This window comes from Streptomyces sp. AC627_RSS907 (assembly GCF_019049165.1).
In genome coordinates this window covers 1-26,507 of sequence record NZ_JAGMUE010000075.1, presented here as the reverse complement: position 1 = coordinate 26,507, position 26,507 = coordinate 1, and the positions used below count along the sequence as shown (strand labels likewise).

26 protein-coding genes and 2 tRNA genes are annotated in these 26,507 nt (G+C 71.1%); 18 read left to right on the top strand and 10 right to left on the bottom strand.

The annotated features are described in order from the left end of the window. From KUM32_RS17970 to KUM32_RS17960, 3 genes are all read left to right on the top strand, one after another. A partial coding sequence (locus KUM32_RS17970) for an AIM24 family protein (protein WP_217142927.1) occupies nt 1–840 on the top strand: 840 nt, incomplete at its 5' end. A gap of 13 nt (nt 841–853) precedes the next feature. Continuing rightward, nucleotides 854–1,534, top strand: coding sequence for an AIM24 family protein (locus KUM32_RS17965; RefSeq protein WP_217142926.1), 681 nt, complete (start codon nt 854–856; stop codon nt 1,532–1,534). A 16-nt stretch (nt 1,535–1,550) separates the two neighbouring features. Further along, entirely contained in the window at nt 1,551–2,306 is a 756-nt protein-coding gene (locus tag KUM32_RS17960) for an AIM24 family protein (RefSeq protein WP_217142925.1), read from the top strand. 53 nt (nt 2,307–2,359) lie between these two features. Here KUM32_RS17960 and KUM32_RS17955 read toward each other — a convergent pair whose 3' ends face one another. Together KUM32_RS17955 and KUM32_RS17950 are read right to left on the bottom strand one after the other, a co-directional pair. Then, a complete protein-coding gene (locus KUM32_RS17955; RefSeq protein ID WP_217142924.1) occupies nt 2,360–2,875 on the bottom strand; it encodes an NUDIX hydrolase in 516 nt (171 codons plus the stop codon). Next, on the bottom strand, nt 2,872–4,332 hold the full coding sequence (locus tag KUM32_RS17950; protein WP_217142923.1) for a zinc-dependent metalloprotease: 1,461 nt from the start codon (nt 4,330–4,332) through the stop codon (nt 2,872–2,874). Before KUM32_RS17950 ends, KUM32_RS17955 begins: the two co-directional genes overlap by 4 nt. 192 nt (nt 4,333–4,524) lie before the next feature. On the opposite strand from KUM32_RS17950, the gene KUM32_RS17945 reads away from it, so the two are divergent. From KUM32_RS17945 to KUM32_RS17930, 4 genes are all read left to right on the top strand, one after another. Continuing rightward, on the top strand, nt 4,525–5,646 hold the full coding sequence (locus KUM32_RS17945; RefSeq protein ID WP_217142922.1) for an SDR family oxidoreductase: 1,122 nt from the start codon (nt 4,525–4,527) through the stop codon (nt 5,644–5,646). Between the two features lie 92 nt (nt 5,647–5,738). Continuing rightward, on the top strand, nt 5,739–6,200 hold the full coding sequence (locus KUM32_RS17940) for a molybdenum cofactor biosynthesis protein MoaE (RefSeq protein ID WP_217142921.1): 462 nt from the start codon (nt 5,739–5,741) through the stop codon (nt 6,198–6,200). A gap of 143 nt (nt 6,201–6,343) precedes the next feature. Next, complete coding sequence (locus tag KUM32_RS17935; RefSeq protein WP_217142920.1) at nt 6,344–6,508, top strand: hypothetical protein; 165 nt, start codon at nt 6,344–6,346, stop codon at nt 6,506–6,508. A gap of 52 nt (nt 6,509–6,560) precedes the next feature. Further along, nucleotides 6,561–7,655: a PDZ domain-containing protein gene (locus KUM32_RS17930; RefSeq protein WP_217142919.1), complete on the top strand. Its 1,095-nt coding sequence runs from the start codon at nt 6,561–6,563 to the stop codon at nt 7,653–7,655. 52 nt (nt 7,656–7,707) lie between these two features. Here KUM32_RS17930 and KUM32_RS17925 read toward each other — a convergent pair whose 3' ends face one another. Then, nucleotides 7,708–8,250 carry a PPA1309 family protein gene (locus KUM32_RS17925; RefSeq protein ID WP_217142918.1) on the bottom strand — a complete coding sequence of 181 codons (543 nt, stop codon included), beginning with the start codon at nt 8,248–8,250 and terminating at the stop codon, nt 7,708–7,710. A 164-nt stretch (nt 8,251–8,414) separates the two neighbouring features. Here KUM32_RS17925 and KUM32_RS17920 point away from each other — a divergent pair, with 164 nt between their 5' ends. From KUM32_RS17920 to KUM32_RS17905, 4 genes are all read left to right on the top strand, one after another. After that, the gene (locus KUM32_RS17920) at nt 8,415–11,390 is read left to right on the top strand and encodes a UPF0182 family protein (protein ID WP_217142929.1); all 2,976 of its coding nucleotides are present in this window, start codon (nt 8,415–8,417) and stop codon (nt 11,388–11,390) included. Between the two features lie 74 nt (nt 11,391–11,464). Further along, nucleotides 11,465–11,538, top strand: a tRNA-Met gene (locus KUM32_RS17915). Nucleotides 11,539–11,777: 239 nt separating this feature from the next. Continuing rightward, nucleotides 11,778–13,586: a tetratricopeptide repeat protein gene (locus KUM32_RS17910; protein ID WP_254405741.1), complete on the top strand. Its 1,809-nt coding sequence runs from the start codon at nt 11,778–11,780 to the stop codon at nt 13,584–13,586. Between the two features lie 219 nt (nt 13,587–13,805). Beyond that, a tRNA-Met gene (locus tag KUM32_RS17905) sits at nt 13,806–13,879 on the top strand. 154 nt (nt 13,880–14,033) lie between these two features. Here KUM32_RS17905 and KUM32_RS17900 read toward each other — a convergent pair. After that, nucleotides 14,034–14,450 carry a Fur family transcriptional regulator gene (locus KUM32_RS17900; RefSeq protein ID WP_217142916.1) on the bottom strand — a complete coding sequence of 139 codons (417 nt, stop codon included), beginning with the start codon at nt 14,448–14,450 and terminating at the stop codon, nt 14,034–14,036. Between the two features lie 144 nt (nt 14,451–14,594). Between KUM32_RS17900 and KUM32_RS17895 the strand changes: the two genes are divergently transcribed. Further along, nucleotides 14,595–16,046: a catalase gene (locus KUM32_RS17895; RefSeq protein ID WP_217142915.1), complete on the top strand. Its 1,452-nt coding sequence runs from the start codon at nt 14,595–14,597 to the stop codon at nt 16,044–16,046. A gap of 88 nt (nt 16,047–16,134) precedes the next feature. On the opposite strand, the gene KUM32_RS17890 is transcribed toward KUM32_RS17895, so the two are convergent. Continuing rightward, entirely contained in the window at nt 16,135–16,542 is a 408-nt protein-coding gene (locus tag KUM32_RS17890; protein WP_217142914.1) for a cyclic nucleotide-binding/CBS domain-containing protein, read from the bottom strand. Between the two features lie 144 nt (nt 16,543–16,686). Beyond that, nucleotides 16,687–17,487 carry a histidinol-phosphatase gene (gene hisN, locus KUM32_RS17885; protein WP_217142913.1) on the bottom strand — a complete coding sequence of 267 codons (801 nt, stop codon included), beginning with the start codon at nt 17,485–17,487 and terminating at the stop codon, nt 16,687–16,689. Nucleotides 17,488–17,782: 295 nt separating this feature from the next. Here hisN and KUM32_RS17880 point away from each other — a divergent pair, with 295 nt between their 5' ends. Then, nucleotides 17,783–18,394, top strand: a complete 612-nt coding sequence (locus KUM32_RS17880; RefSeq protein WP_217142912.1) for a TetR/AcrR family transcriptional regulator — start codon at nt 17,783–17,785, stop codon at nt 18,392–18,394. 7 nt (nt 18,395–18,401) lie between these two features. Here the strand turns inward: KUM32_RS17880 and KUM32_RS17875 are convergent, their stop codons facing one another. From KUM32_RS17875 to KUM32_RS17860, 4 genes are all read right to left on the bottom strand, one after another. Further along, nucleotides 18,402–18,725, bottom strand: coding sequence for a multidrug efflux SMR transporter (locus KUM32_RS17875; protein WP_217142911.1), 324 nt, complete (start codon nt 18,723–18,725; stop codon nt 18,402–18,404). Nucleotides 18,726–18,850: 125 nt separating this feature from the next. Next, complete coding sequence (gene rsgA / locus KUM32_RS17870) at nt 18,851–19,864, bottom strand: ribosome small subunit-dependent GTPase A (RefSeq protein ID WP_217142910.1); 1,014 nt, start codon at nt 19,862–19,864, stop codon at nt 18,851–18,853. Nucleotides 19,865–19,876: 12 nt separating this feature from the next. Further along, nucleotides 19,877–21,193, bottom strand: a complete 1,317-nt coding sequence (gene aroA / locus KUM32_RS17865) for a 3-phosphoshikimate 1-carboxyvinyltransferase (protein ID WP_217142909.1) — start codon at nt 21,191–21,193, stop codon at nt 19,877–19,879. Between the two features lie 136 nt (nt 21,194–21,329). Further along, entirely contained in the window at nt 21,330–22,052 is a 723-nt protein-coding gene (locus KUM32_RS17860) for a M50 family metallopeptidase (protein WP_217142908.1), read from the bottom strand. A 103-nt stretch (nt 22,053–22,155) separates the two neighbouring features. On the opposite strand from KUM32_RS17860, the gene KUM32_RS17855 reads away from it, so the two are divergent. From KUM32_RS17855 to KUM32_RS17835, 5 genes are all read left to right on the top strand, one after another. After that, nucleotides 22,156–22,971, top strand: coding sequence for an SOS response-associated peptidase (locus KUM32_RS17855; RefSeq protein WP_217142907.1), 816 nt, complete (start codon nt 22,156–22,158; stop codon nt 22,969–22,971). A 22-nt stretch (nt 22,972–22,993) separates the two neighbouring features. Next, nucleotides 22,994–23,620: an alpha/beta family hydrolase gene (locus tag KUM32_RS17850; protein ID WP_217142928.1), complete on the top strand. Its 627-nt coding sequence runs from the start codon at nt 22,994–22,996 to the stop codon at nt 23,618–23,620. A gap of 256 nt (nt 23,621–23,876) precedes the next feature. Beyond that, the gene (gene sigR / locus KUM32_RS17845) at nt 23,877–24,560 is read left to right on the top strand and encodes an RNA polymerase sigma factor SigR (RefSeq protein WP_121749131.1); all 684 of its coding nucleotides are present in this window, start codon (nt 23,877–23,879) and stop codon (nt 24,558–24,560) included. Continuing rightward, on the top strand, nt 24,557–24,868 hold the full coding sequence (gene rsrA, locus KUM32_RS17840; RefSeq protein ID WP_055417935.1) for a mycothiol system anti-sigma-R factor: 312 nt from the start codon (nt 24,557–24,559) through the stop codon (nt 24,866–24,868). Before sigR ends, rsrA begins: the two co-directional genes overlap by 4 nt. A 163-nt stretch (nt 24,869–25,031) precedes the next feature. Further along, nucleotides 25,032–26,393 (top strand): HD-GYP domain-containing protein, encoded by a 1,362-nt coding sequence (locus KUM32_RS17835; protein WP_217142906.1) that lies wholly within the window; start codon nt 25,032–25,034, stop codon nt 26,391–26,393. Nucleotides 26,394–26,507 lie beyond the last annotated feature (114 nt).

Sequence of the window (26,507 nt, the reverse complement as noted above, 5' to 3'; positions counted from 1 at the left end):
GTCCCCGGCCAGTCCGCACCGCCACCCCCCGGATACGGCCAGCCGCCGCAGGTCCCCCCGGCCCCGGCCACGCCTCCGGGCTACGGCCAGCCGACCCCGCCCCCCGGATACGGCCAGCAGGCCCCCTACGGAGCTCCGCACGGCGTGCCCCAGGCCGCGCCGCAGGGCACGCCCCAGGGTGCCGGTGTGACGGCCGCGCTCCAGCAGTTCCGTGAGACGGCGACCGGACAGCGCTGGACCCAGCAGAACAAGAAACTGGTACGCGTCGACCTCGGTGCGGACGGCCAGCCCGTACTGGCCCGCCAGGGCAGCATGGTGCTCTACCAGGGCAAGGTCGACTTCAGCTACAAGGGCGCCGGATTCGCCGGCCGGGTCGTGGGCAACGCCACCGGCCAGGAGATGCAGCTGATGCGCTGTACCGGCAAGGGACAGGTGTTCCTCGCCGACAACTCCGCGATGCTGCACCCCATCGAGCTCCAGGGCGACGCCGTGTGCGTCTCCGCGGAGAACGTCCTCGCCTTCGACGAGAGTCTCCAGTACGAGGTCCGCCGCATCGAAGGCCACGGCATTCCCGGTGGCGCGCTGTTCACGATGCAGTTCCAGGGCACCGGCACCATCGTCGTCAAGACGCACGGCGTACCCGTGGTCCTGCCGGTCACGCCCACCACGTTCGCCGACTGCAACGCGGTGGTCGCCTGGTCGGCCGCCGCCCAGGTGATCGTCTCCAGCCAGGTGCGCATGCGTCGCAACTCCTACGCGGGCGACACGGGCGAGAGCGTCAACCTGCAGTTCCGGGCGGCGCCCGGCAACTTCGTCGTCGTCCAGCCGTACGAGATCTGAGGGAGAGCCCGTCATGAACCAGCCGCTCGCGGGCTACGCTCCCGCACCCGTCACCGCCCGCATGGAGAACCACGGCAACCACATGCTGAAGGTCGCCATGCAGACCGGAAACGACCTCCTCGCGCGCGTCGGCTCGATGGTCGCCTACGAGGGCTTCGTCCAGTACGAGCCCAACCCGCCGGCCGTCCGCCAGATCGCCCGCGACTGGGCCACCGGTGAGGGCGCGCCCCTGATGAAGTGCTCCGGGGACGGCCTGCTCTACCTCGCCGACTACGGCGCGAACGTCGTCGTCATCAACCTCAACGGCGACGGGATCTCCGTCAACGCCACCAACCTGCTCGCCTTCGACGCCCACCTGACGTGGGGCGTCGAGCGCGTCAAGGGGCTGGCGAAGTTCGCCGGGCAGGGCCTGTGGAACACCAGGATCTCCGGTCAGGGGTGGGTCGCGCTCACCTCCCGGGGCAAGCCGATCGTCGTCGACTGCGGCGGTGGCGAGGACGAGACGTACGTCGACCCGGACGCGCTCGTCGCCTGGTCCCCGAACCTCAAGGTGAAGGGCAAGCGCAGCTTCAAAGCGCAGTCGCTGATCGGCCGCGGCAGCGGCGAGGCCTACCAGATGGCCTTCTCCGGTCAGGGCATCGTCGTCGTCCAGCCCAGCGAGGACAGCACCGACCGGCTCCGGGCCCGGGGCTGAGGGGGAGCCAGACATCATGCAGAGCCCGCTTTTCGCCTACAACGACCAGCAGACCCAGGAAGCCTGGAGCCTGCAGAACAAGCACATGCTCCGCGTCGCGCTGGAGGGTCACGACGACGTGCTCGCCCGCAAGGGCACGATGGTCGCCTACCAGGGGCTCGTCGAGTTCGACGCCGAGTACCAGAGCAACAACCAGTCACGCGCGCGTGCGCACACGGGGGAGGGCCTGGACCTGATGCGCTGCCACGGGCAGGGCACGGTCTTCTTCGCCAACCTCGCCCAGTACGTCCACGTGATGGAGGTCGAGCAGGACGGCCTCACGGTCGACAGCAGCTATGTGCTGGCGATGGACTCGTCCCTGCACCACGAGGTCATCGCCGTCGACAGCCTGTACGGCATCTCCGGCTCGGGCAAGTACCAGCTCAACATCACCGGCCGGGGCAAGGTCGCCCTGATGACCTCGGGCGCCCCGCTGCTGATGCAGGTGACCCCCGACAAGTACGTCAACTGCGACGCCGACGCGATCGTCGCCTGGTCCACCGGCCTGCGCGTGCAGATGCAGGCCCAGACGCACTCCTCAGGGGTGTGGCGGCGCCGCGGCAACACCGGAGAGGGCTGGGAGCTGAGCTTCATGGGCAGCGGCTTCGCGCTCGTCCAGCCCAGCGAGCTGCTGCCGCCGCAGAACGCCCAGGCCGGATCCGGACTGGCCGCGCAGTACGGCATGGGTCAGCAGGGGGCTCGCGGTCAGAACCAGGGCAACGTCTGGAGCTGAGCGCGGGGCTCCGTCCCGTGAGGGTGACCGCCTCGGCGGTCACCCTCACGGGTTCAGAGGCGGGCGCGGGTCGCCTCCAGCAGGCGCACGACCGACGCGTCGGCCACGTCGGCGACCTCCCCGTACGGGAACCATCGCAGGTCGAGGGACTCGTCGCTGATCGCCTCCACGGCCCCGGCGGGAGCCAGGGCCGCGTACTGGACGTCCAGGTGCCAGGCGCAGGGCGTGTGGTGACGGTCCAGCCGCACGGGACCGCCGGGCAGCAGGGTCAGCCCGGCGATGCCTGACTCCTCGGTGCCCTCGCGCAGGGCCGCCCGGTCCAGCGTCTCGTCGACCGGCTCGCAGTGGCCGCCCATCTGCAGCCACATGCGCAGCTTCCTGTGAAGGGTCAGCAGGACCCGCTCGCGCGACGGGTCGATCACCAGGGCACTCGCCGTGATGTGCCCGTCGTCGCAGGCCTTCCACATGCCGTCCGGGTGCGCCGCGAGATGGTCCAGGTAGACCTGACGCAGCTCGTCCTGGCCCGCGTACCCCTTCAGGACCATGACCGCGTCGTCGTGGAGGCTCACTCGGCGTCGTCGCCCTTGCCGTGGTCCGTGCCGTCGGGCTTGTCCTCCGCCCCGTCCTCGGCCTTCTTCCCGAGGTCGGGCTTGCCCGCTGCCTCGCCGAGCATCTTGTCCAGCTCGGAGAAGTCGAGCTGCTCTCGGTGCACGAAGCCGTCCGGGTCGTCCAGGTCGGTCGCGGTCGGCAGCATGTCCGGGTGGGCCCACAGGCCGTCCCGGCCGTCGACACCACGCGCGTCCGTCAGGGACGCCCACAGGCGGGAGGCGTCGCGCAGCCGGCGCGGGCGCAGCTCCAGGCCGATCAGCGTGGCGAACGTCTGCTCCGCCGGGCCGCCGGAGGCGCGGCGGCGGCGCAGCGTCTCGCGCAGCGCGTCGGCGGAGGAGAGGCGCGGCTTGGCGGCGGCGTGCACCACGGCGTCCACCCAGCCCTCGACGAGCGCCAGAGCCGTCTCCAGACGGGCCAGGGCCGCCTTCTGCTCCGGGGTGTCCTCCGGCTGGAACATGCCCTGCTGGAGGGCCTCCTGCAGCTGCTCGGGGTTCTGCGGGTCGAACTGGCCGACCACGTCCTCCAGCTTGGCCGTGTCGACCTTGATCCCGCGGGCGTAGCCCTCGACCGCGCCGAACAGGTGCGAGCGCAGCCACGGCACGTGCGCGAACAGGCGCTGGTGGGCGGCCTCGCGCAGGGCGAGGTACAAACGCACCTCCTCCTGCGGCACGCCGAGGTCCTTGCCGAACGCCTCGACGTTCACCGGCAGCAGCGCCGCCTTGCCCGCCGGGCCGAGCGGCAGGCCCACGTCGCTCGAGCCCACGACCTCGCCGGCGAGCACACCGACGGCCTGACCGATCTGGGTGCCGAACATGGCGCCGCCCATCGAGCGCATCATGCCGATCAGCGGGCCGGCCATGGCCTGCATCTCCTCGGGCAGCACGTCTCCCATGGCGGTGCCGACGCGCTCGGCCACCGGGTCGACCAGCTCCCGCCAGGCGGGCAGGGTCGCCTCGACCCACTCCGCGCGGCTCCAGGCCACCGCGGAGCCCGCGCCGGAGGGCAGGGCGGTCGCGTCGTCCAGCCACAGGTCGGCCAGGCGGACGGCCTCCTGGACGGCATTGCGCTCGGCGGGGCCGACGCTGGCGTCCTTGGTGCCGTCCGGCGTGCCCTGGGAGACCGTCTGGCGGGCGATCTGCTTGGCCATGTCCCAGTTCACCGGGCCGCCCTCGTAGGAGAGCATCTGGCCGAGCTGCTGGAACGCGGCACCCAGGTCGGTGGGGTTCATGGAACCGAACATGGCAGCGAACGGGTTGTCCGCACCGGCGCCGCCAAAGCCTCCGGCTCCGGGCAGCCCGAAACCGAACGGGTTGGCCGGTCCCTGACCACCGCCGCTCTGCTGGTCCTTCTTCTTGCCCTCGTCGCCGTCGTCCGGCTCCTCCGGCGGAAGGCCGAATCCGAATGGGGTGTCACTCACGGGGTTCCTCGGCTGGTAAGGCCGCCGGTTCTCTCCGGCGGCACGGCTGCCCGACTTCACCACCCAGCGTAGACACCCGTGGCGGTTCGGGCCTCGGTGCTTCGCCGACTGACGGCCTGCGGCAGGATGGATGCCACCTGGTACGCACGCGTCGAGCGCGCCCGTACTGAAGACAACCGCTGGAGACGCCCGGTGAGTTCCCCAGATCCGCAGGTTCGCGCAGCGCGAAACCAGTCAACCAGTTCCGCCCGCTCCGGCGCGCGCGGGCCCGTCGTCGCGGTCACCGGTGCCGCGTCCGGGATCGGCGCGCTGCTCACGGCGCGCCTCGCCGCGTCCGACGAGATCAGGCAGGTCGTGGCCATCGACGAGCGGCGCGGTGAGTGCGCTGAGGCACGGTGGCAGATCCTGGACGTACGGGACCCGGCGATCGCCGAGAAGCTGCGCGGCGCGGACGTGGTGGTGCACCTGGCGCTCGACCTCGACCTGGAGACCGACGCGGCCGCCCGGACGGCCTACAACGTCCGGGGCACCCAGACCGTCCTGACCGCCGCCGCCGCGGCCGGCGTGCACCGGGTCGTGCTGTGCACGTCCGCGATGGTCTACGGCGCGCTCGCGGACAACGAGCTGCCGCTGTCCGAGGACGCCGAGCTGCGCGCCACGGCCGAGGCGACCGGGGTCGGTGACCTGCTGGAGATCGAGCGGCTCGCGCGCCGCGCGCCGCGCGCGCACCCCGGGCTCAATGTGACCGTCGTCCGGCCCGCGGTACTGGTCGGAGGCGTGGACACCGCCCTGACCAGGTATTTCGAGTCGCCTCGGCTCCTCGTGGTGGCCGGTTCCCGGCCGGCCTGGCAGTTCTGCCACGTCGATGATCTGTGCAGCGCCCTGGAGTACGCCGTCCTGGAGAAGGCCGAAGGCGAGCTGGCCGTCGGGTGCGACGGGTGGCTGGAGCAGGAGGAGGTCGAGGAGCTCAGCGGGATCCGGCGGATGGAACTGCCGTCGGCGGTGGCGCTCGGCGCGGCGGCCCGGCTGCACCGCATCGGCCTGACGCCCTCCCCGGCCGGGGACCTGGCGTACACGATGTACCCCTGGGTGGTGAGCGGCAGCCGACTGCACGACGCCGGATGGCGGCCGAAGTACACCAACGAGGAGGTGCTCGCCGAGCTGCTGGAGGAGGTCTCCGGGCGGCACACCGTGGCCGGGCGGCGCCTCGGACGCAAGGACGCGACGGCGGCGGGGGCCGCCGGAGCGACGGTGGCGCTGCTGGGCGCGGCAGCGGTCGTACGGCGGGCCCGGAAGGCCCGGCGCCGGATCTGAGAGGGCCCCTGCGGGAGGCTCCGGGCGGTACGCGCGCGTGCTGGGCGATATCGCTGTTCCGCACCGTCCGCGCCGTGCGGCACGATGGGCGCATGGCAACCACGAACGACCACCCCGGTGAGCTGGCCGCACCCGACCCCGTCAAGCTGATCGGCATCCGGGAGACGCCCCTGTCCGTGGACGAGGTCTTCCGGGCCGTCGGTGACGACGCGGCCGGAGGGACCGCTCTGTTCGTCGGGACCGTGCGGAACCACGACGGCGGGACCGACGTCGACCGGCTCGGGTACTCGTGCCACCCCAGTGCCGAGGCCGAGATGCGGCGCATCGCCGAGAAGGTCGTCGCGGACTTCCCCGTGCGGGCGCTCGCGGCGGTACACCGTGTGGGGGATCTGGAGGTCGGGGACCTCGCCGTGGTCGTCGCCGTGTCCTGCCCGCACCGGGGCGAGGCCTTCGACGCCTGCCGGAAGCTGATCGACGACCTGAAGCACGAGGTGCCCATCTGGAAGCACCAGACGTTCTCCGACGGGACCGAGGAATGGGTCGGGGCCTGCTGAAGGCCGGGGGCGTCCCGGTCGGACCTCCCTCGCCGCTCGTCGCTCCGGTTGCGTAACCGGCACCCCGGCGTGAGCGTTGTCACGGCAGATGGTTAATCTGCTGATCACTCAGTTGCGGACGCTCATGGGGTTGGGAGGTCGGCATGGCAGCGCTTGCCTGGTTGCTGATTCCGCTTGTGGCTGCTGTCGGCGCGGGTCTGTGGGGCAGTTGGGCCAATCGGACGCGCAAGGTACGGAGCGACGGTCCCGAGCTGGACGGGTACGCCCGTTTCCGTGAGGCCATGGAGAGGCCCCGCACCGGCTCCTGACCAGGCGCCGCCCTGACGGTGCTCCGACAGCCACGTCCCGTACTGTCGTGCCATGCCACGCCGCACCGCGACGATGCTCGCCTCCACCCTGATGCTGATCGCGCTCCTGTGCGCGGGTGTGTTCATCCCCGTGCCGTACTCGGAGATGTCCCCGGGTCCGACGGTGAACACGCTGGGGGACCACGACGGCGAGCCGGTGCTGCAGATCTCGGGGCACAAGGTCTACGAGGCGAGCGGCCATCTGAACATGACCACCGTCCGGGTCACCAGCGCCGAGTACAAGATGAACCTCGTGGAGGCCGTCTACGGGTGGCTCGCGCACGACAACCGCGTGGTGCCGCACGAGACCCTCTACCCGGACGGCAAGACCGAGGAAGAGGCCACCCAGGAGAACGCCGAGGAGTTCAGCCAGTCCCAGGAGAGCGCCAAGGTCGCCGCGCTGAAGGCGCTCGACGTCCCGGTGAAGTCCTGGGTGGTCGTCTCCACGGTCGTCAAGGACTCCCCGGCCGAGGACAGGCTGCACGCCGGCGACGTGATCAAGGCCGTGGACGGCACCACGGTCAGGAAGCCCGCCGACGTCGCCGAGCTGGTGACCAAGCACAAGCCCGGACAGGACGTCGTCTTCACGATCGTGCCCGCCAAGGAGCAGGCCGCCGCGGAGAAGCAGGGGCGGACGCCCACGGAGACGCGGAAGGTCACGATCACCACCGCGAGCTCCGAGGACGCCGGTGAGAAGCGCGCCATCGTCGGGATCTCCGCGGGGACCGATCACACCTTCCCCTTCTCCATCGACATCAAGCTGGCCGATGTCGGCGGCCCGAGCGCCGGTCTGATGTTCGCCCTCGGCATCTACGACAAGCTCACCCCGGGCGACCTCACCGGCGGCACGTTCGTCGCCGGCACCGGGACGATCGACGACAACGGCGAGGTCGGTCCGATCGGCGGCATCGGAATGAAGATCATCGGAGCCCGTGACAAGGGCGCCCAGTACTTCCTGACACCCGCCGACAACTGCGCGGCCGCCGCCGAGGACACCCCCGACGGGCTCACCCTCGTGAAGGTGGACACCATCGACGACGCCCTCGGCGCGCTCCGGGACATCCGCTCCGGGAAGACCGCCGACCTGCCGAAGTGCACGACCGGCTGACGGAGCCGAGCAGTGCTGGAGGACCGGCGGGGCCCCGCGGGGCCCCGTGCGGCTACTCCTCGAAGGTCGCGGTGAGCGCCTGAGCCAGGCCCGGCACCAGGTCGGAGCCCGTGAGGACCTCCGTGGCGGCGTCCTTGTCGCGCAGCCGCAGCGCCGAGTCGCGGGTGCCGTCGCGCAGCACGGCGACCGTCATGCGGACCTCCTGGCGGTCCGGGTGCTCCGCCACCCACCGCGCCAGCTTCGCCTCGTCCAGGCCCTGCGGGACCTGGGCCTCGGCGGACGGCGGCAGCATCAGGCGTTCCACCGCGAGCGCGCAGCCGACCACGGCGTCGGGCCAGGCGATGGTGCCCAGGAACTCGTCCAGCGGCTGGTCCGTTGGAATTTCGTCCTGCTCGATCGGGGTCAGGCCGGAGCTCTCCGGCTCCTCCTGCAGACCGAGCCGGTCCGCGAGGGAGGGCTGGTCGGCCCGCAGCCGCGCGGTGTCGACAAGTGCAAAGAGGCGTGCGGGCTGGTCCCAGCCCAGGCCGGAGACGTACTCGTCGATCTCGAGTACGGCCCGGGTGAGGGGGCTCGCTGCCATGGGGGTGTTGGACATGGTCACAATCCTGCCTCGTTACTGGCCCGAATCGGGAACCGAGTAAACGATGAGTAAGTTGCATAAGTGTGGGCCCACGATCACGGGGGCGCACGGGGGGCCCGCGAACCCGAGGGCCTGACGGATCAACAGCGAACTTCGAGGTGCGCACCTTGGCTTTCCAGATGCCGGACCGCGGCGGAGGCCCCCCGACGGGGCCGCGGATCAGAGTGGGCCGCCCGTCCCGGCGTGTCCGAACCCTGCTGCTGACACTCGGTGTCCTGGCCGTGCTCGGCATGGCCTTCACCATGTTCGCGGGCTTCTGGACGGACTGGCTGTGGTATCGGTCGGTCCACTACTCGTCGGTGTTCACGACGACCCTGTGGACCAAGATCGGGCTCTTCTTCGTCTTCGGCCTGCTGATGGCGCTCGCCGTCGGGTTCAACATCTGGCTGGCGCACCGGCTGCGGCCACCGCTGAGCGCCATGTCGATGGAGCAGCAGAGCCTCGACCGGTACCGGATGGGCATCGCCCCGTACAAGAGGTGGCTGCTGCTCGGCATCACCTCGCTGGTCGGCCTGATCGCCGGCGCCTCGGCGTCCGGCCAGTGGCGGACCTGGCTGATGTGGGTCAACGGCGTCTCCTTCGGGCAGAAGGACCCCCAGTTCAAGCTGGACGTCGCCTTCTACGCCTTCGACCTGCCCTGGTACCGGTTCCTGCTCGGCTTCGGCTTCGCGGCCGTGATCATCTCCGTGATCGCCGCCGCGCTCACCCACTACCTGTACGGCGGGCTGCGCGTCACCAGCCCGGGCGCGCGCGCCACGGCCGCGGCCACCGGACACCTGTCGGTGCTCATCGGCGTCTTCGTCGCCCTCAAGGCCGTCGCCTACTGGCTCGACCGGTACGGGCTGGCGGTGAAGTCGAGCGACTTCAAGGCGACCGACAACTGGACGGGTCTGCGGTACGTCGACGCGAACGCCTACCTGCCCGCCAAGACGATCCTGTTCTGCATCGCGGTCATCTGCGCGCTGCTGTTCTTCGCCACGCTGTGGCGGCGCACCTGGCAGCTGCCGGTGATCGGCTTCGGCCTGATGGTGCTCTCCGCGATCCTGATCGGCGGCCTGTACCCGGCACTCGTCCAGAAGTTCCAGGTCCAGCCGAACGAGCAGGCCAAGGAAGCGCCGTACGTCGAGAAGAACCTCAAGGCGACGCGCGAGGCGTACGGGATCGAGGGCACCCAGGTCTCCGAGTACGCGGGCAGGGGCGAGACCAAGGACAAGACCAAGCTCCGTGACGACGTGGACGCCGCCGCCTCGATCCGCATCATGGACCCGAACGTCATCTCGCCGACGTTCCAGCAGCTCCAGCAGATGCGGAACTACTACGCGTTCCCGACCAACCTGGACGTCGACCGTTACGCCAAGGACGGCAAGGACCAGGACACGGTCATCGGTCTGCGCGAGCTGAACCTCGCCGGCATTCCGAAGAAGAACTGGATCAACAACCACTTCCGCTACACCCACGGCTACGGCGTGGTCGCGGCCAAGGGCACTCAGGTCGACTCCGAGGGCCGCCCGGTCTTCACGGAGTCCAACCTGCCGTCCGAGGGTGATCTCCCGAAGTACGAGCAGCGGATCTACTACGGCGAGAAGACCACCACCTACTCGATCGTCGGCGGGCCCCAGAAGGAGATCGACTACTCCGACGACAGCGGAGAGAAGACCTTCAGCTACAAGGGTGACGGCGGGGTCGACCTCTCCAACCCGGTCAACAGGGCGGCGTACGCGGCGGCGTTCGGCGAACCGCAGATCCTCTACTCCGGCGCGATCGGTGAGGGCTCGCGGATCCTGTACAACCGCACGCCCAAGGAGCGCGTCGAGGCGGTGGCCCCCTGGCTGACCATCGACGGCGACGCGTACCCGGCGGTGGTGGACGGCCGTATCCAGTGGATCGTCGACGCGTACACGACGACGAACGGCTATCCGTACGCCTCCCGGACGACGCTCGGCGACACCACCGCCGACTCGCTCACCGCGAACAACAACTCGCGCGCGGTGGTGGCCCAGCAGAACCAGGTCAACTACATCCGCAACTCCGTCAAGGCGACCGTCGACGCGTACAGCGGTGACGTCAAGCTCTACCAGTGGGACACCCAGGATCCGGTCCTGAAGACCTGGATGAAGGCGTTCCCGGACACGGTGCGGGACAAGAGCGAGATCTCCGGCGACCTGATGGCGCATCTGCGCTACCCGCAGGACCTGTTCAAGGTCCAGCGCGAGCTGCTCACCCGCTACCACGTGAAGGACGCGAACACGTTCCTGAGCGGCAGCGAGGTGTGGCAGGTGCCGGACGACCCGACCAACAAGTCGGGTGACGCGGTACCGCCGTACTACCTGAGCATGAAGATGCCCGACCAGGACAAGCAGGCGTTCTCGCTGACGACGACGTTCACGCCCAACGGACGCGACAACCTCAGCGCGTTCATGGCGGTCGACGCCGAGGCGGGAACGGACGGCTACGGCAGGATCAGAATCCTGAAGCTGCCGACGAGCACCACCGTCGACGGCCCCAAACAGGTGCAGAGCCAGTTCAACTCCGAACAGGACATCGCCGAGTCCATCAGGCTGCTGAGAGGTGGCGACTCGGAGGTCGAGTACGGAAACCTGCTGACGGTGCCGCTCGACGGAGGCCTGTTGTACGTGGAGCCGGTCTACGTACGTGGTGGCGACCTCAAGTACCCCTTGCTGCGCAAGGTGTTGGTGAGCTACGGAGGCAACACCGCCTTCGAGAACACGCTCGACGAAGCCCTCAACAAGGTCTTCGGAGCGCAGGAGTCCGGGACCGAGCAGCCACCGGACGAGGGTGAGGGGGCGACCGAGCCGCCGCCGACCTCCACCAACCCGACGGTCCGGGAAGCGCTGAGCGATGCGCAGAAGGCCTTCGACGCCGGCCAGAAGGCCTTGGAGCAGAAGGACCTCGCCGCGTACGCCGAGGCGCAGAAGGACCTGGAGGAGGCGCTGCGTCGGGCCGAGGAGGCGCAGGCGAAGGCCGACGAGAGCGCCGGCGGCAAGAACGGGGACGACGGGAAACCGAGCGACAAGGGCGGGGACGGCAAGGCCGGCCCGAGTGCGACCCCGACCGGAGGGTCCGGCGGCGGCTGACCCCGTCGCGCGAGCCGGGCATCCGAGCTGGTCAAAGCCCATCCCGCGCCGTGATACGGTTGTGAACACAACGGCGCGGGGTGGAGCAGCTCGGTAGCTCGCTGGGCTCATAACCCAGAGGTCGCAGGTTCAAATCCTGTCCCCGCTACTGATGTCGTGAGCTACGTGCGAACGACCATGAAGGCCCGGATTCCGAAAGGGATCCGGGCCTTCTTGATGCGCGAACGCATATGCCGATGGCGGCGACGGCCGTGTCGGCAAGGGGAGTTGGGGAGATCTGTGTTTGACTTGTCTCCCTGTGGGCATGTCGACAAAACGCTGAAGTGACCTCACTGACTGCGGTATGCCGGATGTACCCAGGCTGCAGGTGGTGCGACGATGGACGTTATGGGGGACATGGCAAATCTGTTCGGGACAGGGCGTTTTGCGCAGCCATCCGGTCAGGAGGAGGCCGGGGACGAGGCCCAGGAGGCCGCCGACGAGGTCGCCGAGGAAGTGCGCCGACGGCTGGCCGCCGACGCCGGTGACGTCGAGGCGATGAGTGTTCTCGGCGCGATGCTGCTGCGCCGCGGCGACTTCGACGGAGCCGAGTCCCATCTGCGCGCCGCCACCGCGGCCGGCGACCGGGCCGCCGCCAACAACCTGGGTGTCCTGCTGCACCAGCGCGGCTATGCCGACGAGGCCGCCGGATGGTGGCGGATCGCCGCCGTCGCCGGGTCCGCCGCGGCGGCCCACGCACTGGGACGGCACTTCCGCGAACGCGGGGACGAGCCCGCCGCCGAGTACTGGCTGTGCCAGTCCGCCGAGCAGGGCCATGTACTGGGCGCCTACGCGCTCGCCGACCTGCTGGAGCACCGTGGTGACGCCGTCGGGGCCGAGCGGTGGATGCGGGCCGCCGCCGAGCGTGGGCACCGGGAGGCCGCGTACCGGCTGGCGCGGACGCTGGACCGGCGCGCCGGGTCGAGGGCCGACGACGGCGAGGGGGTCCCGCGTGAAGAGGCCGAGCAGTGGTACCGGCAGGCCGCCGCGCGCGGCCACCGGCGGGCCGCACTGCATCTCGGGGCCATCCTGGAGAAGCGGGGCGAGCTCAAGGAGGCGGGTCGCTGGTACCTGACGTCGGCCAAGGACGGCGAGGCTCGCGCCGCCTGCGCGCTCGGCTTCCTGCTGCGCGACGCCGGCGACACGGAGAGCGCCGCCGTGTGGTGGCTGCGTGCCGCGCAGGACGGCGACGGCAACGCGGCCAACGCGCTGGGCGCGCTGCACGCCGAGCGCGGCGAGACCCAGACCGCCGAGCGCTGGTACCGGGCCGCGATGGACGCCGGGGACGACAACGGGGCGTACAACCTCGGGCTGCTCTGCGCAGAGCAGGGGCGCACCGCGCAGGCGGAGCAGTGGTACCGGCGGGCCGCGTACGCCGGACACCGGGAGGCGTCCAACGCGCTGGCCATCCTGCTGCTGCGCAGTGGCGACGAGACCGGCGCCGAGCCGTGGTTCTCCAAGGCCGCCGAGGCGGGCAGCGTCGACGCCGCCTTCAACCTCGGGATCCTGCATGCCGGGCGCCACGAGGACCGGGCCGCGCTGCGCTGGTACGAGCAGGCTGCCGCCGCCGGGCACACGGAGGCGGCGCTGCAGGTCGGCATGGCGCGGCTGCGCGACGGGGACGAGCGTGAGGCCGAGCGGTTCCTGCGGTGTGCGGCGGGGGGCGGCAGCGCGGAGGCCGCGTACCGGCTGGCGACGGTGCTCGACGCGCGCCGTCCGCCCGCGCCCGCGCACGAGCTGGGGGAGCCGGCGCAGGAGAAGTCGGAGTGCGAGGAGTGGTACGAGCGGGCGGCCTCCCAGGGCCACCGCCGGGCCCAGGTGCGGGTCGGGATGCTGGCCGCGGCGCGGGGTGACGTCGTGGAGGCGGCGCGCTGGTACCGGGAGGCGGCCGAGGCCGGATCGCGCAACGGCGCGTTCAACCTGGGGCTGCTGCTGGCTCGCGAGGGGAGCGAGCCGGAGGCCGTCGTGTGGTGGCGCCGGGCGGCCGACGCCGGGCACGGCCGGGCGGCGCTGCGGCTCGCGCTGGTCTACGCGCGGCGGGGGGAGCTGGCGGAGGGGCAGCGGTGGGCGGACCGGGCGGTGTCGCTGGGGCCTCGGGAGGTGGCGGAGCGGGCGGCCCGGTTGCGGGACGCGCTGCGGCAGGAGCTGTCGGCGTGACGCCGCGCCGAGCCCGGGCGTGCCAAGGGCGCGGCCCCGGTGCTTGGGCGGGGCGGCGCTGAGGCCCCGGTGCCGGCCGGGTGCCGCTTCGCCCACCCGTCCCCCGCTCCCGGCTTCCCCGGCCGGGGCGCCCCTCGCCCCGGCGGTACGACGGCGCCCCTCGCCGAGGGGGGCGATTTGCTTCTGGTCGTGGGCGTGACGTAATGTTCCATTCATCGGCGCGGGGTGGAGCAGCTCGGTAGCTCGCTGGGCTCATAACCCAGAGGTCGCAGGTTCAAATCCTGTCCCCGCTACTGAAGGCCGAGGGCCGGAATCCGAAAGGGTTCCGGCCCTCGGTGTTTTGTGTGACGTCCTCGGTGCTCGGTGTCCGGCGCGACGTCTTCTGCGACACCCACGTCGAAGCCCCGGCACACCCGTGCCGGGGCTTCGACGTGCGTGTGGAGGGGCTTACGCCGCCGCGCAGTTCGGGCAGGTGCCGCGGTAGGTCACCTCTACGTCCGAGACGGTGAAGCCGAAGCGCTCCGAATCGGGGAGGTCGGCCAGCGGGTTGCCGAGCGGATGGACGTCGCGGATCGCGCCGCACTGCGCGCAGACCAGGTGGTGGTGCGGCTTGTGTGCGTTCGGGTCGTACCGCTTGGCACGCTTGTCCGTCGCGACCTCGAGCACCTCACCGAGCGAGACCAGCTCACCCAGGGTGTTGTAGACCGTCGCCCGGGAGATCTCGGGGAGCTTGTCCACGGCCCGGGCGTGTACCTCGTCGGCCGTCAGGTGAACGTGTTCGCCGTCGAGGACCTCGGCCACGACGCGTCGCTGCGCGGTCATGCGCCACCCGCGACCACGCAGCCGTTCCAGAAGGTCACTCATACAGACCAGCCTAACAGCAAGGGGACCAGGTCCCGAATGGGTGTGACTTTGGAGTATTACTTGACTTAGACATTGTCCATTGTAGGATCGGGAGCGGCATTAGCCAAGGGACAGGTTTTGCAGGGATTGGCGCAGGAGGACTACGTGACTCAGGGACCGCTCACTACGGAAGCCGGTGCTCCGGTAGCCGACAACCAGAACAGCGAGACCGCGGGCGTCGGTGGCCCCGTGCTCGTCCAGGACCAGCTCCTTCTGGAGAAGCTGGCCCACTTCAACCGTGAGCGCATCCCGGAGCGTGTGGTGCACGCCCGTGGCGCGGGTGCCTACGGCACCTTCACGGTCACCGCTGATGTCACCCAGTACACGCGTGCCAAGTTCCTCTCCGAGGTCGGCAAGGAGACGGAGACCTTCCTCCGCTTCTCGACCGTGGCCGGCAACCTGGGCGCGGCGGACGCCGTCCGCGACCCGCGTGGTTTCGCGCTGAAGTTCTACACCGAGGAGGGCAACTACGACCTCGTCGGCAACAACACCCCGGTGTTCTTCATCAAGGACGCCATCAAGTTCCCCGACTTCATCCACACCCAGAAGCGCGACCCGTACACGGGCTCGACGGAGATGGACAACGTCTGGGACTTCTGGAGCCTGTCGCCCGAGTCCACGCACCAGGTGACCTGGCTGTTCGGTGACCGCGGCATCCCGGCTTCGTACCGGCACATGGACGGCTTCGGCTCGCACACCTACCAGTGGAACAACGAGGCGGGCGAGGCCTTCTGGGTCAAGTACCACTTCAAGACGGACCAGGGCATCAAGTGCCTCACCCAGGCCGAGGCCGACAAGCTCGCCGGTGAGGACCCCGACTCCCACCAGCGTGACCTGCGCGAGGCCATCGAGCGTGGCGACTACCCGTCGTGGACGGTCGGCGTGCAGATCATGCCGGTCGCCGAGGCCGCGAAGTACCGCTTCAACCCGTTCGACCTGACCAAGGTCTGGCCGCACGCGGACTACCCGGTCATCGAGTTCGGCAAGCTCGAGCTCAACCGCAACCCGGAGAACATCTTCGCCGAGGTCGAGCAGTCGATCTTCTCCCCGGCGCACTTCGTGCCCGGCATCGGCCCGTCCCCGGACAAGATGCTCCAGGGCCGCCTCTTCGCCTACGGCGACGCCCACCGCTACCGCGTCGGCATCAACGCCGACCACCTGCCGGTGAACCGCCCGCACGCCACCGAGGCGCGCACCAACTCCCGTGACGGCTACCTGTACGACGGCCGCCACAAGGGCGCGAAGAACTACGAGCCGAACAGCTTCGGCGGCCCCTTCCAGACGGACAGGGCCCTGTGGCAGCCGGTCGCGGTCTCCGGCGTCACGGGTGACCACGAGGCGCCGTCGCACGCCGAGGACAACGACTTCGTCCAGGCGGGCAACCTCTACCGGCTGATGACGGACGAGGAGAAGGAGCGCCTGGTGGACAACCTGGCGGGTGCCATCTCCAAGGTCTCGCGCGAGGACATCATCGAGCGCGCGATCAACAACTTCCGTCAGGCCGACGGTGATTTCGGCAAGCGGCTGGAGGCCGCGGTCCAGGCCCTGCGCGGCTGACGTCCAGCACTGGACCGCTTGTCGTAACGGCGGGCCGGGTCCCCGGGAACGGGGGTCCGGCCCGTTCGTCGTGCCGTCTCGTCGTCCCTCAGACGATCGCCGCCGTCGCCTCGTGCCGCGACCGCTCCGGTACCCAGCAGCGGATGATGTCGCGGACCGAGACGATTCCGGCGGGTTCGCCGCGCTCGAGGACGATGAGATGGCGGAAGCCGCCGTGGACCATCGCCCGGGCCGCCTCCTCCACGGTCCAGGACGGCGCGGCGAACACGACGTCGGTGGTGGTGTGGGCGTGGGCGCGTTCCCTGTCCGGATCCTGGCCCAGGCCCACGGAGACGAGGACGTCGCGCTCGGTGAGGATGCCGATGCCGTCGGCGTCGGGGTCGTACACCACGGCCGCGCCGACCCGGCGGGCGGACATCAGGCCGGCGGCCTGGCGGAGGGTGTGGGCGGGGCCGATGGTGAGGACGACCGTGCTCATGGCTTCGCGGACGAGCATGGGTGGAGCCACCTCCTGCCGTGGACCCATGAGCTAGTTCATGGATTCACAAGTTCACAAGTGGGGGGACTCACAGAGTGACAGGTAAAGCACGGGTCAACAAGAGGGCGCACGGGGAGTGCGCAAGGGGCGCCAGGAAGCGCGTCAGTAGCGCTGGTTGAGGTATCCCAGCAGCTCGTCGTGGAGGCGGCCGTTGGACGCCGCCGCGTTGCCGCTGTGCGGGCCGGGGCGGCCGTCGAGGCCGGTGAAGGTGCCTCCCGCCTCCGTGACGATGATCGCGTTCGCGGCCATGTCCCAGAGGGAGAGCTCGGGTTCGGCGCACAGGTCGACCGACCCCTCGGCGACCATCATGTACGGCCAGAAGTCGCCGTACGCGCGCGTGCGCCACACCTCGCGGGTCAGGTCGAGAAAGCCGTCCAGCCGGCCCTGCTCCTCCCAGCCGCTGAGCGAGGAGTACGCGAAGGAGGCGTCGGAGAGCGCGGATACCTGGGAGACCTGGAGCCGGGACGCCGAGGACAGGCTGCGGCCGGTGAAGGCGCCGTGGTCCTTGACGGCCCACCAGCGGCGGCCGAGGGCCGGTGCGGAGACGAGGCCGACGACGGGCTGGTACCCCCCCTCGCCGGCTTCCATGAGGGCGATGAGGGTGGCCCAGACGGGGACGCCGCGTACGTAGTTCTTCGTGCCGTCGATCGGGTCGACGACCCAACGGCGGGGGCCGGTGCCCTCGACGCCGTACTCCTCGCCGAGGACCGCGTCGCGAGGACGGGCCCGGGCGAGGTGGCCGCGGATGAGTTCCTCGGCGGCCTTGTCCGCCTCGCTCACCGGCGTCATGTCCGGCTTGGTCTCGACCTTCAGGTCGAGGGCCTTGAAGCGGTCCATCGTCGCGGCGTCGGCCGCGTCCGCGAGGACGTGGGCGAGGCGGAGGTCGTCGAGGTAGTCGGGCATGCGGCCACGGTATCTGCCGGGAGCGGGGCGGGGCCACCAGGGGTTCGGCGGGGCGCGGCGGACACGTGCGGGGCCCGCGGGGCTCGTGGTGCCGTCTGTCGGCCAGCAGGGAGGGGCAGCGCCGCGCGCACCCCTCCCGGGGCCGTTCGCGCGGGACCCCGTCGCCCCCCCCGGCGGCGCGCATGCCGCAGCCCGCGAGCCGGGGCTTCGGTCGTGCACGGCGCGCGCAGCCCCTTGACAGTGCCCCCGTGCCCGTCAAATCTGGCCCCAAGTCGCTCGGCCCAGGGAGGCGAAGATGCCTGCAGCCCGGGAATCCCTGCTCGACGCCGCTTACACGGCGTTGGCGCGTCGGCCGTGGTCCGCTGTGCGGATGGTGGACGTGGCGGCGGCGGCCGGGGTGTCCCGGCAGACGCTGTACAACGAGTTCGGGAGCAAGGAGGGGCTCGCCCGGGCGCTCGTCCGCAGAGAGGCCGACGGGTACCTCACCGGCGTCGAGCACGCGCTCGCCGGTCCCGGTGACCCCTGCGAGCGACTCACCGCGACCGCCGAGTGGACGACGTCGGCCGCCCGCGAGAACGCGCTGGTGCGGGCCATGCTCACCGGCTGCTGGAGCGAGCGGCTGCCGTCCCCCGCCCTGACGGCGGTGCCGTCCTCCTCCGCGGTGCCGGCCCAGCGCCGGGCCGACGGCCCGCTGCCCGCGCCCGGCGACTTCGTGGCCCTCGTCCGCGACCGCGCCGTGGCCGCCCTGAGCGGCGCCGCCGCACAACCGCAGCCGGACCCCACCGAGCTGGCCCGCTCCTGCGAACTGGCCGTCCGCCTCGCCCTGTCCTGCGTCGCGGCCCCGCCCGGCGAGGGTGGGGTGGCGGCACTCGTACGCACCGCGCTGCCCCGGCAGTTGGCGTCCTGACGGCCGGTCAGTGAGCCGATCCCGACAACTGCAGGCCGATCACACCGATGATGACGAGACTGATCGAGACGATCTTCAGGGTCGACACCAGGTCGCCCAGGAAAACCATGCCGTAGATGGCGGTGCCCGCGGCGCCGATGCCCGTCCACACCGCGTACGCGGGGCCGACGTCGAGCTTCTTCAGGGACATCGTCAGCAGGCCGAAACTGCCCAGCGCGAAGGCGCAGAAGGCGACCGTCGGCCACAGGCGGGTGAATCCGTGCGACAGCTTCAGGCAGACGGCGAAGCCGGTTTCGAGCAACCCGGCCACTATGACCAGCAGCCACGCCATGTCTCGTCCTCCCGTAGTCCCGTACCGTGACCGCTTCGTCGCACGTCAGGCTTTGCGAAGGCTTGGATCCGGCTTGGTGCGATTATGCACTTACCGATCCTGCGGTACGGCAAACAACGCGGAGGTCAGTCGCCTTCCTTCCGTTCCCGTGTCGACAGCAGCCGACGCAGCGAGTACAGCCGCGCCGGGTCGGCGTGCCCTTCGGCGACCCACGCGTCCAGTGCGCAGTCGGGCTCGTCGTGGCTGCACGCGCGGGGGCAGCCTTCCGTACCGGGCTCCAGGTCGGGGAACGCGTGGATCACCCGGGACGGATCGATGTGGGCGAGGCCGAACGACCGTACGCCCGGGGTGTCGACGACCCAGCCGCCCGCGTCCGAGGACAGCGGAAGGGCGAGGGCCGAGGTCGTCGTGTGCCGACCGCGCCCCGTCACCGCGTTCACATGTCCCGTCAGGCGACGGCGGTCCTGCGGCACCAGGGTGTTGACGAGGGTCGTCTTGCCGACGCCGGAGTGGCCGACGAAGGCCGTGATCTTGCCCGCCAGGTGTTCTCGCACGAGGTCGGCCGCGGTGCCGCTCTCCAGCTCCTCACGACTGGTGACGACGTACGGGATGTCCAACGCGCCGTAGAGCTCCAGGAGTTCGTCCGGCGGGGCGAGGTCCGACTTGGTCATCACCAGCAGCGGGGTGAGGCCGCCGTCGAACGCCGCGACCAGGCAGCGGTCGATCAGACGGGGGCGCGGCTCGGGGTCCGCGAGGGCCGTGACGATGGCGAGCTGGTCGGCGTTGGCGACGACCACGCGCTCGTAGGGGTCGTCGTCGTCCGCCGTGCGGCGCAGGACCGAGGTGCGCTCCTCGATGCGGACGATGCGCGCGAGCGTGTCCTTCTTGCCGGTCAGGTCACCGACCAGCGCCACCCGGTCGCCGACGATCGCCGCCTTGCGGCCCAGCTCGCGGGCCTTCATCGCCATGACGACCCGGTCCTCGACGAGGCAGGTCAGCCGTCCCCGGTCCACGGTGAGGACCAGGCCCTCCGCGGCGTCCTCGTGCTTGGGCCGGATGTGGGTGCGCGGCCGGTTGCCCTTGCGGTTGGGGCGGGAGCGGATGTCGTCCTCGTCGGTGTGCTTGCCGTAGCGGCGCATGGCGAACCGTCCCTACGCCCCGAGCATCCCGGTCCACAGATCGGGGAAATCGGGCAGGGTCTTGGCCGTCGTCGCCACGTTCTCGATCTCCACGCCCTCCACCCCGAGCCCGATGATCGCGCCGGCGGTGGCCATGCGGTGGTCCTCGTAGGTGTGGAAGACCCCGCCGTGCAGTCGGCGCGGCCGGATGTGCAGGCCGTCGGCGGTCTCGGTGACGTCACCGCCGAGTTCGTTGATCTCCTTGGTGAGCGCGGCCAGGCGGTCCGTCTCGTGCAGGCGCAGGTGCGCCACCCCGCGCAGGGTCGAGGGGGAGTCCGCGAGGGCGGCGACCGCCGCGATGCCCGGGGTGAGCTCACCGACCTCGCCGAGGTCGACGTCGATGCCGTGCACGGCACCCGATCCGGTGAAGACGAGCCCGTAGTCGGTCAGCTCGCAGGAACCGCCCATCTCGGTGAAGATCTCGCGGAGCCGGTCACCGGGCTGCGTGGTGCGGGACGGCCAGTCGGGGATCACGACCTTGCCGCCGGTCACGAGCGCCGCCGCCAGGAACGGCTGGGCGTTGGAGAGGTCCGGCTCGATCGTCAGGTCCCGGCCGAGCAGCGCTCCCGGGGTGACCCGCCAGACGTTCGGTTCGCCGCCCGACTCCGGGGTGTCGACCTGGGCCCCGACCGAGCGCAGCATGTCGACGGTCATGCGGATGTGCGGCATGGACGGCAGCGCGGAGCCGGTGTGGCGGACCTCGACGCCCTGGTTGAAGCGCGGGCCGGACAGCAGCAGGGCGCTGACGAACTGCGAGGAGGAGGACGCGTCGATCTCGACCGGACCGCCCTCCAGAGCACCACCGCCGTGCACGGTCATCGGCAGCGCGCCGCGCCCGTCGTCGTCGATGCGGGCACCCAGGGCGCGCAGCGCGTCGATCACACCGTGCAGGGGGCGCTCGTACGCACGCGGGTCCCCGTCGAAGCGGACGGCGCCGTCGGCGAGCGTGGCGACCGGCGGCAGGAAGCGCATGACCGTGCCGGCGTTGCCGACGTCGACGGTGGCCGGACCACGCAGGCCCGCCGGGATGACCCGCCAGAACTCGCCGGTGCCCTCCGGGCCGACCCCCTCCTCGATCTCGACGCCCATCGCGCGCAACGCCCCGGCCATCAGCAGGGTGTCGCGGGAGCGCAGCGGACGGCGCAGCCAGCCGGGCTCGGAGGCGAGCGCGGCCAGCACCAGGGCGCGGTTGGTGACCGATTTGGATCCGGGCACGTGGACGGTCGCGTCGACGGCTCCGCTCGCGTGCGGGGCGGGCCAGAGGGCGGTGTGCGCGGGGTTCACGGTCATGGGCCCCACTTTAATGGCTGAGGACGATCGGAGATCTTGATCAAAAGTGGCGAAATCCGACTGAAACCACGACAGGGAAAATGCCGTGCATATATGCGTGCCTGTGTGGGGGAGTCCGAAAGGGACCGCGCCCGGTTCACAACTCCAGCAGCCAGCGTCCCCCGCCGATCAGCGAGCACAGCGACACCGCGTGGAACAGGAAGAACCACACCCCCGCCGGTGCGTGCGTCAGCCGGGCCAGCTGGTCCGCATCCGAGTCGCCGGCGCCGCCCCGGGCCCGCTTGGCCTGCAGCTCGAACGCCGGGCGGACCCCGCCGAGCAGCAGGAACCACACCACCGCGTACGCGAACGCCGCCTGCACCTGTGGCCCGGCCAGCCAGGACACGACGACGAACGTGCCGCCGGTCAGCACCACGGTCAGCACCCCGTACGCGTTGCGGACCATCACCAGCAGGGCGACGAGCAGCGCCGTCGCGAGCCACAGCAGCAGGGTGATGCGCCCCGAGGCCAGCAGGGCGGCCCCGCCGAGGCCGAGCAGCGGGGGAGCGGTGTAGCCGGAGACCGCGGTGAGGATCATTCCGAGCCCGTGCGGCTTTCCGCGGCTGACGGTGAGACCACTGGTGTCCGAGTGCAGGGTGATTCCGGTGAGCGTGCGCCCGGTGAGCAGCGCCACGAGTCCGTGGCCGCCCTCATGGGCGATGGTGATGGCGTTGCGCGCTATCCGCCACAGGCCGTGCGGCACGACGACGGCGAGCGCGGCGCCCAGGGTCGCGATCACCACCCACAGGTCGGGATCGGGCTGGGTGCCGGAGACCTCGTCCCAGAGAGAGGCGAGCGAGGCCGATGCGAGGTGGTCCATGTTCGGTGGGGGCTCCTCGTCAGTGCTGACTGGCGGGTGTGGCGCGCAGCGCCTCGTTGCGGGTGGTGGTCGGGGGGCGGGTGGGCCTGGCAGTGTGGCACGTATGTGTGGACGGTATGCGGCGAGTCGTCGGCCCGAGGACCTCGCGGGAATCTTCGAGATCGAGACGTGGGAGCCGGAGGAGACTCTGGAGCCCGACTACAACGTGGCTCCCACCAAGGAGGTCTACGCCGTCCTGGACCGCACCCTGAAAGACGTCGAGGACCCGAAGCCGGTTCGCCAGCTGCGGAAGCTGAAGTGGGGACTCGTTCCCTCCTGGTCCAGGACGCCCGAGGGCGGCGCCCGGATGATCAACGCGCGCGCGGAGACCGTCCACGAGAAGCCGTCCTTCCGCCGTGCCTTCGCCACCCGGCGCTGCATCCTGCCCGCCGACGGCTACTACGAGTGGGTCACCGGCAGGCAGGAGCGGGACCTGGAGGTCGAGGGGCGCAAGAAGCGGCCCCGCAAGCAGCCGTACTTCGTGACCCCGGCCGACGGGTCCGTGTTCGCCATGGCGGGTCTGTACGAGTTCTGGCGGGACAGGACGCTGCCGGACGACCATCCCCAGGCCTGGTGGGTGACGTGCTCGGTGATCACCACGGAGGCGGAGACCACGCCGCTCGCGGTCGCCCCGGCCGACGGGCCGCACGCCCTGGCCGACATCCACCCGCGGATGCCGCTGATGCTGACGCCGGACCGGTGGGACGACTGGCTCGACCCGGCGCGTACGGACCCCGGCGAGCTGAGCTCCCTGCTGGCGCCCCCGCCCGCGGGGCTGATGCGGGCCTTCCCCGTCTCCACGGCGGTGAGCAACGTCCGCAACAACGGCCCGGAGCTGCTGAAGGAGCTGGAGGCGCCGGAAGAGGGCACACTCTTCTGATGTGACGGATGCGACAACGGACGTGACAGAGGTCGTCGAGACGGACGCGGGTCCCGCCCGCCTCACCTGGCACGCCGCGAAGGAGCCCCGCCTCGTCCTGGGCGTCAGCCACGGCGCCGGTGGTGGCATCGAGGCGCGGGACCTGAGGGCGCTGGCGGCCGCACTGCCCGCGCACGGTGTCAGCGTCGTCCTCGTCGAGCAGCCCTGGCGGGTGGCCGGCAAGAAGCTGGCCCCCGCCCCGAAGACCCTGGACACCGGCTGGCGGGGCGTCTGGCCCGCCCTGGCCGCACCGGGGCTGCCGGTGGTCTCCGGCGGCCGCAGCGCCGGGGCCCGCGTCGCCTGCCGCACCGCCGCCGGACTCGGCGCCCGCGCCGTCCTCGCCCTGAGCTTCCCGTTGCACCCGCCGGGCAGGCCCGAGAAGTCCCGCGCCGACGAACTGCTCGGCGCCGGGGTGCCGACCCTCGTCGTACAGGGCGGCAACGATCCGTTCGGAAGGCCGGAGGAGTTCCCGGCCGGCGGACACGAACTGGTCGAGGTGCCGTACGGCGACCACGGCTTCGCCGTCCCGAAGCGCGCAGACATCACCCAGGACGAGGCCCTGGCGGTGATCACCGACGCCGTGGTCGCGTGGACCGCGTCACTCGGTTGAAACCCGGGAATGACGAGCCCTCGCGCACTGTTGTGGCGGACGTACGTTGCTGAGCATCAGCACCGACGCCGCCGTAGGAGAGGAATTTCGCCGCATGGGTTCGACCTTCTGCCCGAGCCGTGGCCGTGCCGACCTGGACTGGACGGTGCTGCACGCGGCGAAGACCGCCCCTATTCGGGCGGCGAGCGGACCGGATCGTCGTCTATCCTCCGATTCCAGTGGGACCGGTCTCGGTCTCGCGACATCACTGGAGGAGGTGGGTCCGGTCACTGGGACCGACGCAGGGACCGAACACGGCCAGGCGGAGCAGCCCGAGGGCCGGGGCGCGGGCGCGGAGTCGACCGCGGAGCGCAGCGCGCGCTTCGAGCGGGACGCGCTCGAGTTCCTCGACCAGATGTACTCGGCCGCGCTGCGCATGACGCGTAATCCGGCCGACGCCGAGGACCTGGTGCAGGAGACCTACGCCAAGGCGTACGCGTCCTTCCACCAGTTCCGCGAGGGCACCAACCTCAAGGCGTGGCTGTACCGCATCCTCACCAACACCTTCATCAACTCGTACCGCAAGAAGCAGCGCGAACCCCAGCGCAGCGCGGCCGAGGAGATCGAGGACTGGCAGCTCGCGCGTGCCGAGTCGCACATGTCGACCGGTCTGCGCTCCGCGGAGTCGCAGGCACTCGACCACCTGCCCGACTCGGACGTGAAGCAGGCGCTCCAGGCGATCCCCGAGGAATTCCGCATCGCCGTGTATCTGGCGGACGTCGAGGGCTTTGCCTACAAGGAGATCGCCGACATCATGGGGACACCCATCGGTACGGTGATGTCCCGGCTGCACCGTGGACGTCGTCAGCTGCGCGGCATGCTGGAGGACTACGCCCGTGACCGCGGTCTGGTCCCGGCCGGCGCCGGAGAGTCGAACGAAGCGAAAGGCTCGGGGTCATGAGCTGCGGAGAGCCGCACGAGACGGATTGCAGCGAAATCCTCGATCATCTCTACGAGTTCCTCGACAAAGAGATGCCGGACTCGGACTGCGTGAAGTTCGAGCACCACTTCGAGGAGTGCTCGCCCTGCCTGGAGAAGTACGGGCTGGAGCAGGCCGTGAAGAAGCTGGTCAAGCGGTGCTGCGGGCATGACGACGTGCCGGGTGACCTCCGATCCAAGGTCATGGGCCGCATCGACCTGATCCGTTCCGGGCAGTCCGTGCCCGAGCACGACGTCACGGCCGCGCCGCCGACTCCCCAGGAGTCCTGACACCGCGGAGTCCCGATGCCGCGGGGTCCTGACACCGCGGGGTCCTGAACACCGCGCGTCACCGCACGTCACTCGTACGTGCTAATCCGCGGGCAGTCCCCCCGTGTCCCCCAGCCGCCGCCCTAGGCTCCGGAGCCTGACAGGCATGGCCGGGGGAGGGCACATGGACGCGGTACCGGCGCGGGTGCGCGCGTACGTCACCGGCGTCGCCCTCGCCGCCCTGTGCTGCCTGCTCCCACCGTCGGCGGTCCCCACCCCGTGGCGGGCCGTGCTGCTGCTCGCCGGACTGTACGCGGGGTGCGAGCAGGTCGCCCGGTCCCGTTCCGTGGGGACCTGCTACCCCGTACTGCTCGCCGGGGCCTTCCTGCTGCCCCCGTCCGCGGCCGCACTCGTGGCGCTGCCCGGGGCCCTGCTGTCCCCGGCGGCGCGGCCCGTGGCCCTGCGGCGCGTCTGGCGCGCCGCGCGGCCGGCCCTCGCCGTGTGGGTCGCCGCCCGGGTGCACGAGGAGTTCGGGGGGCGGGACGCGGTCGCCGGGCCCGACTTCCCGTACGCGCTCGTGCCGGCCGGCGCCGCGGTACTCGCGTTCTGCCTCGTCCTGACCCTCCTCGACGGCGGCATCACGGCACTGGCCACGGGGACGCCGCCCGCGCTTCTCGGGAGGGGCGCGGGGGGCGGGGCCTGGCGGGAGCTGTTCTCCCGGTCGGTCGCGCCGATCGCGGTGCACGGGCTCGCCGGGCTGATGATGGCCGTCCTGTGGCGCAGCCCGTACGGTCCCGTCGCCGCGCTGCTCGTGCTGCTGCCGACGTGCGTTGCGTGGTGGGCGTTCGCCCAGTACCACCGGGAGCGAGCCGCGCATCAGGCGACCATCCGGGCGCTCGTGCAGGCCGTCGACATCAAGGACGGGTACACGCGCGGGCACAGCGAACGGGTCGGCCAGGCCTCGATGATGATCGCCCGCGAACTGGGCATGGACGACGAACGCGTCGAGACGCTCCGCTTCGCCGGCATCCTGCACGACGTGGGCAAGCTGGGCGTGCCCACCCGGCTGCTGCGCAAGGACGGGCCACTGACGCCCGAGGAGCGCCGGGTGATCGAGCTGCATCCCGAGTACGGGCACGAGATGGTGCGCGGCATCCGCTTCCTGGGGGAGGCCCGGGCCGCCGTCCTCCACCACCACGAACGGCTGGACGGCAGCGGCTACCCCTACGGGCTGGCCGGCGACCGGATCCCGGAATCGGCCCGCGTGGTGGCCGTCGCCGACGCCTTCGACGCGATGACGTCCACGCGCTGCTACCGCAGGGCCCGTCCTGTCGCGGCGGCCGTGGCCGAGCTCGAACGGTGCGCCGGGGCCCAGTTCGACCCGCGCATGGTCGGGGCGCTGGTGCGCGCCCTCGCACGCCAGGGCTGGCGGCCGACGGTGACGTCCGACGACCCACCGGCCCTGCCCGCCGGGCCGGCCGCGAGCCGGGACGAGGGCGCGCGGGACGAGGGCGCGCGGGACGGTGCGCGCAGGGGGGCACCGTGACGAAGGCGGTGGCCGTGGGTGTGGTTCGGGGACGCGGTGTCGGCGGTCACTTGCCGGACCGGCGTCGGTGGCTGGGGCCGGGGGCCGGGGGTGTGGTGGGCTCCGGGCGGGTGG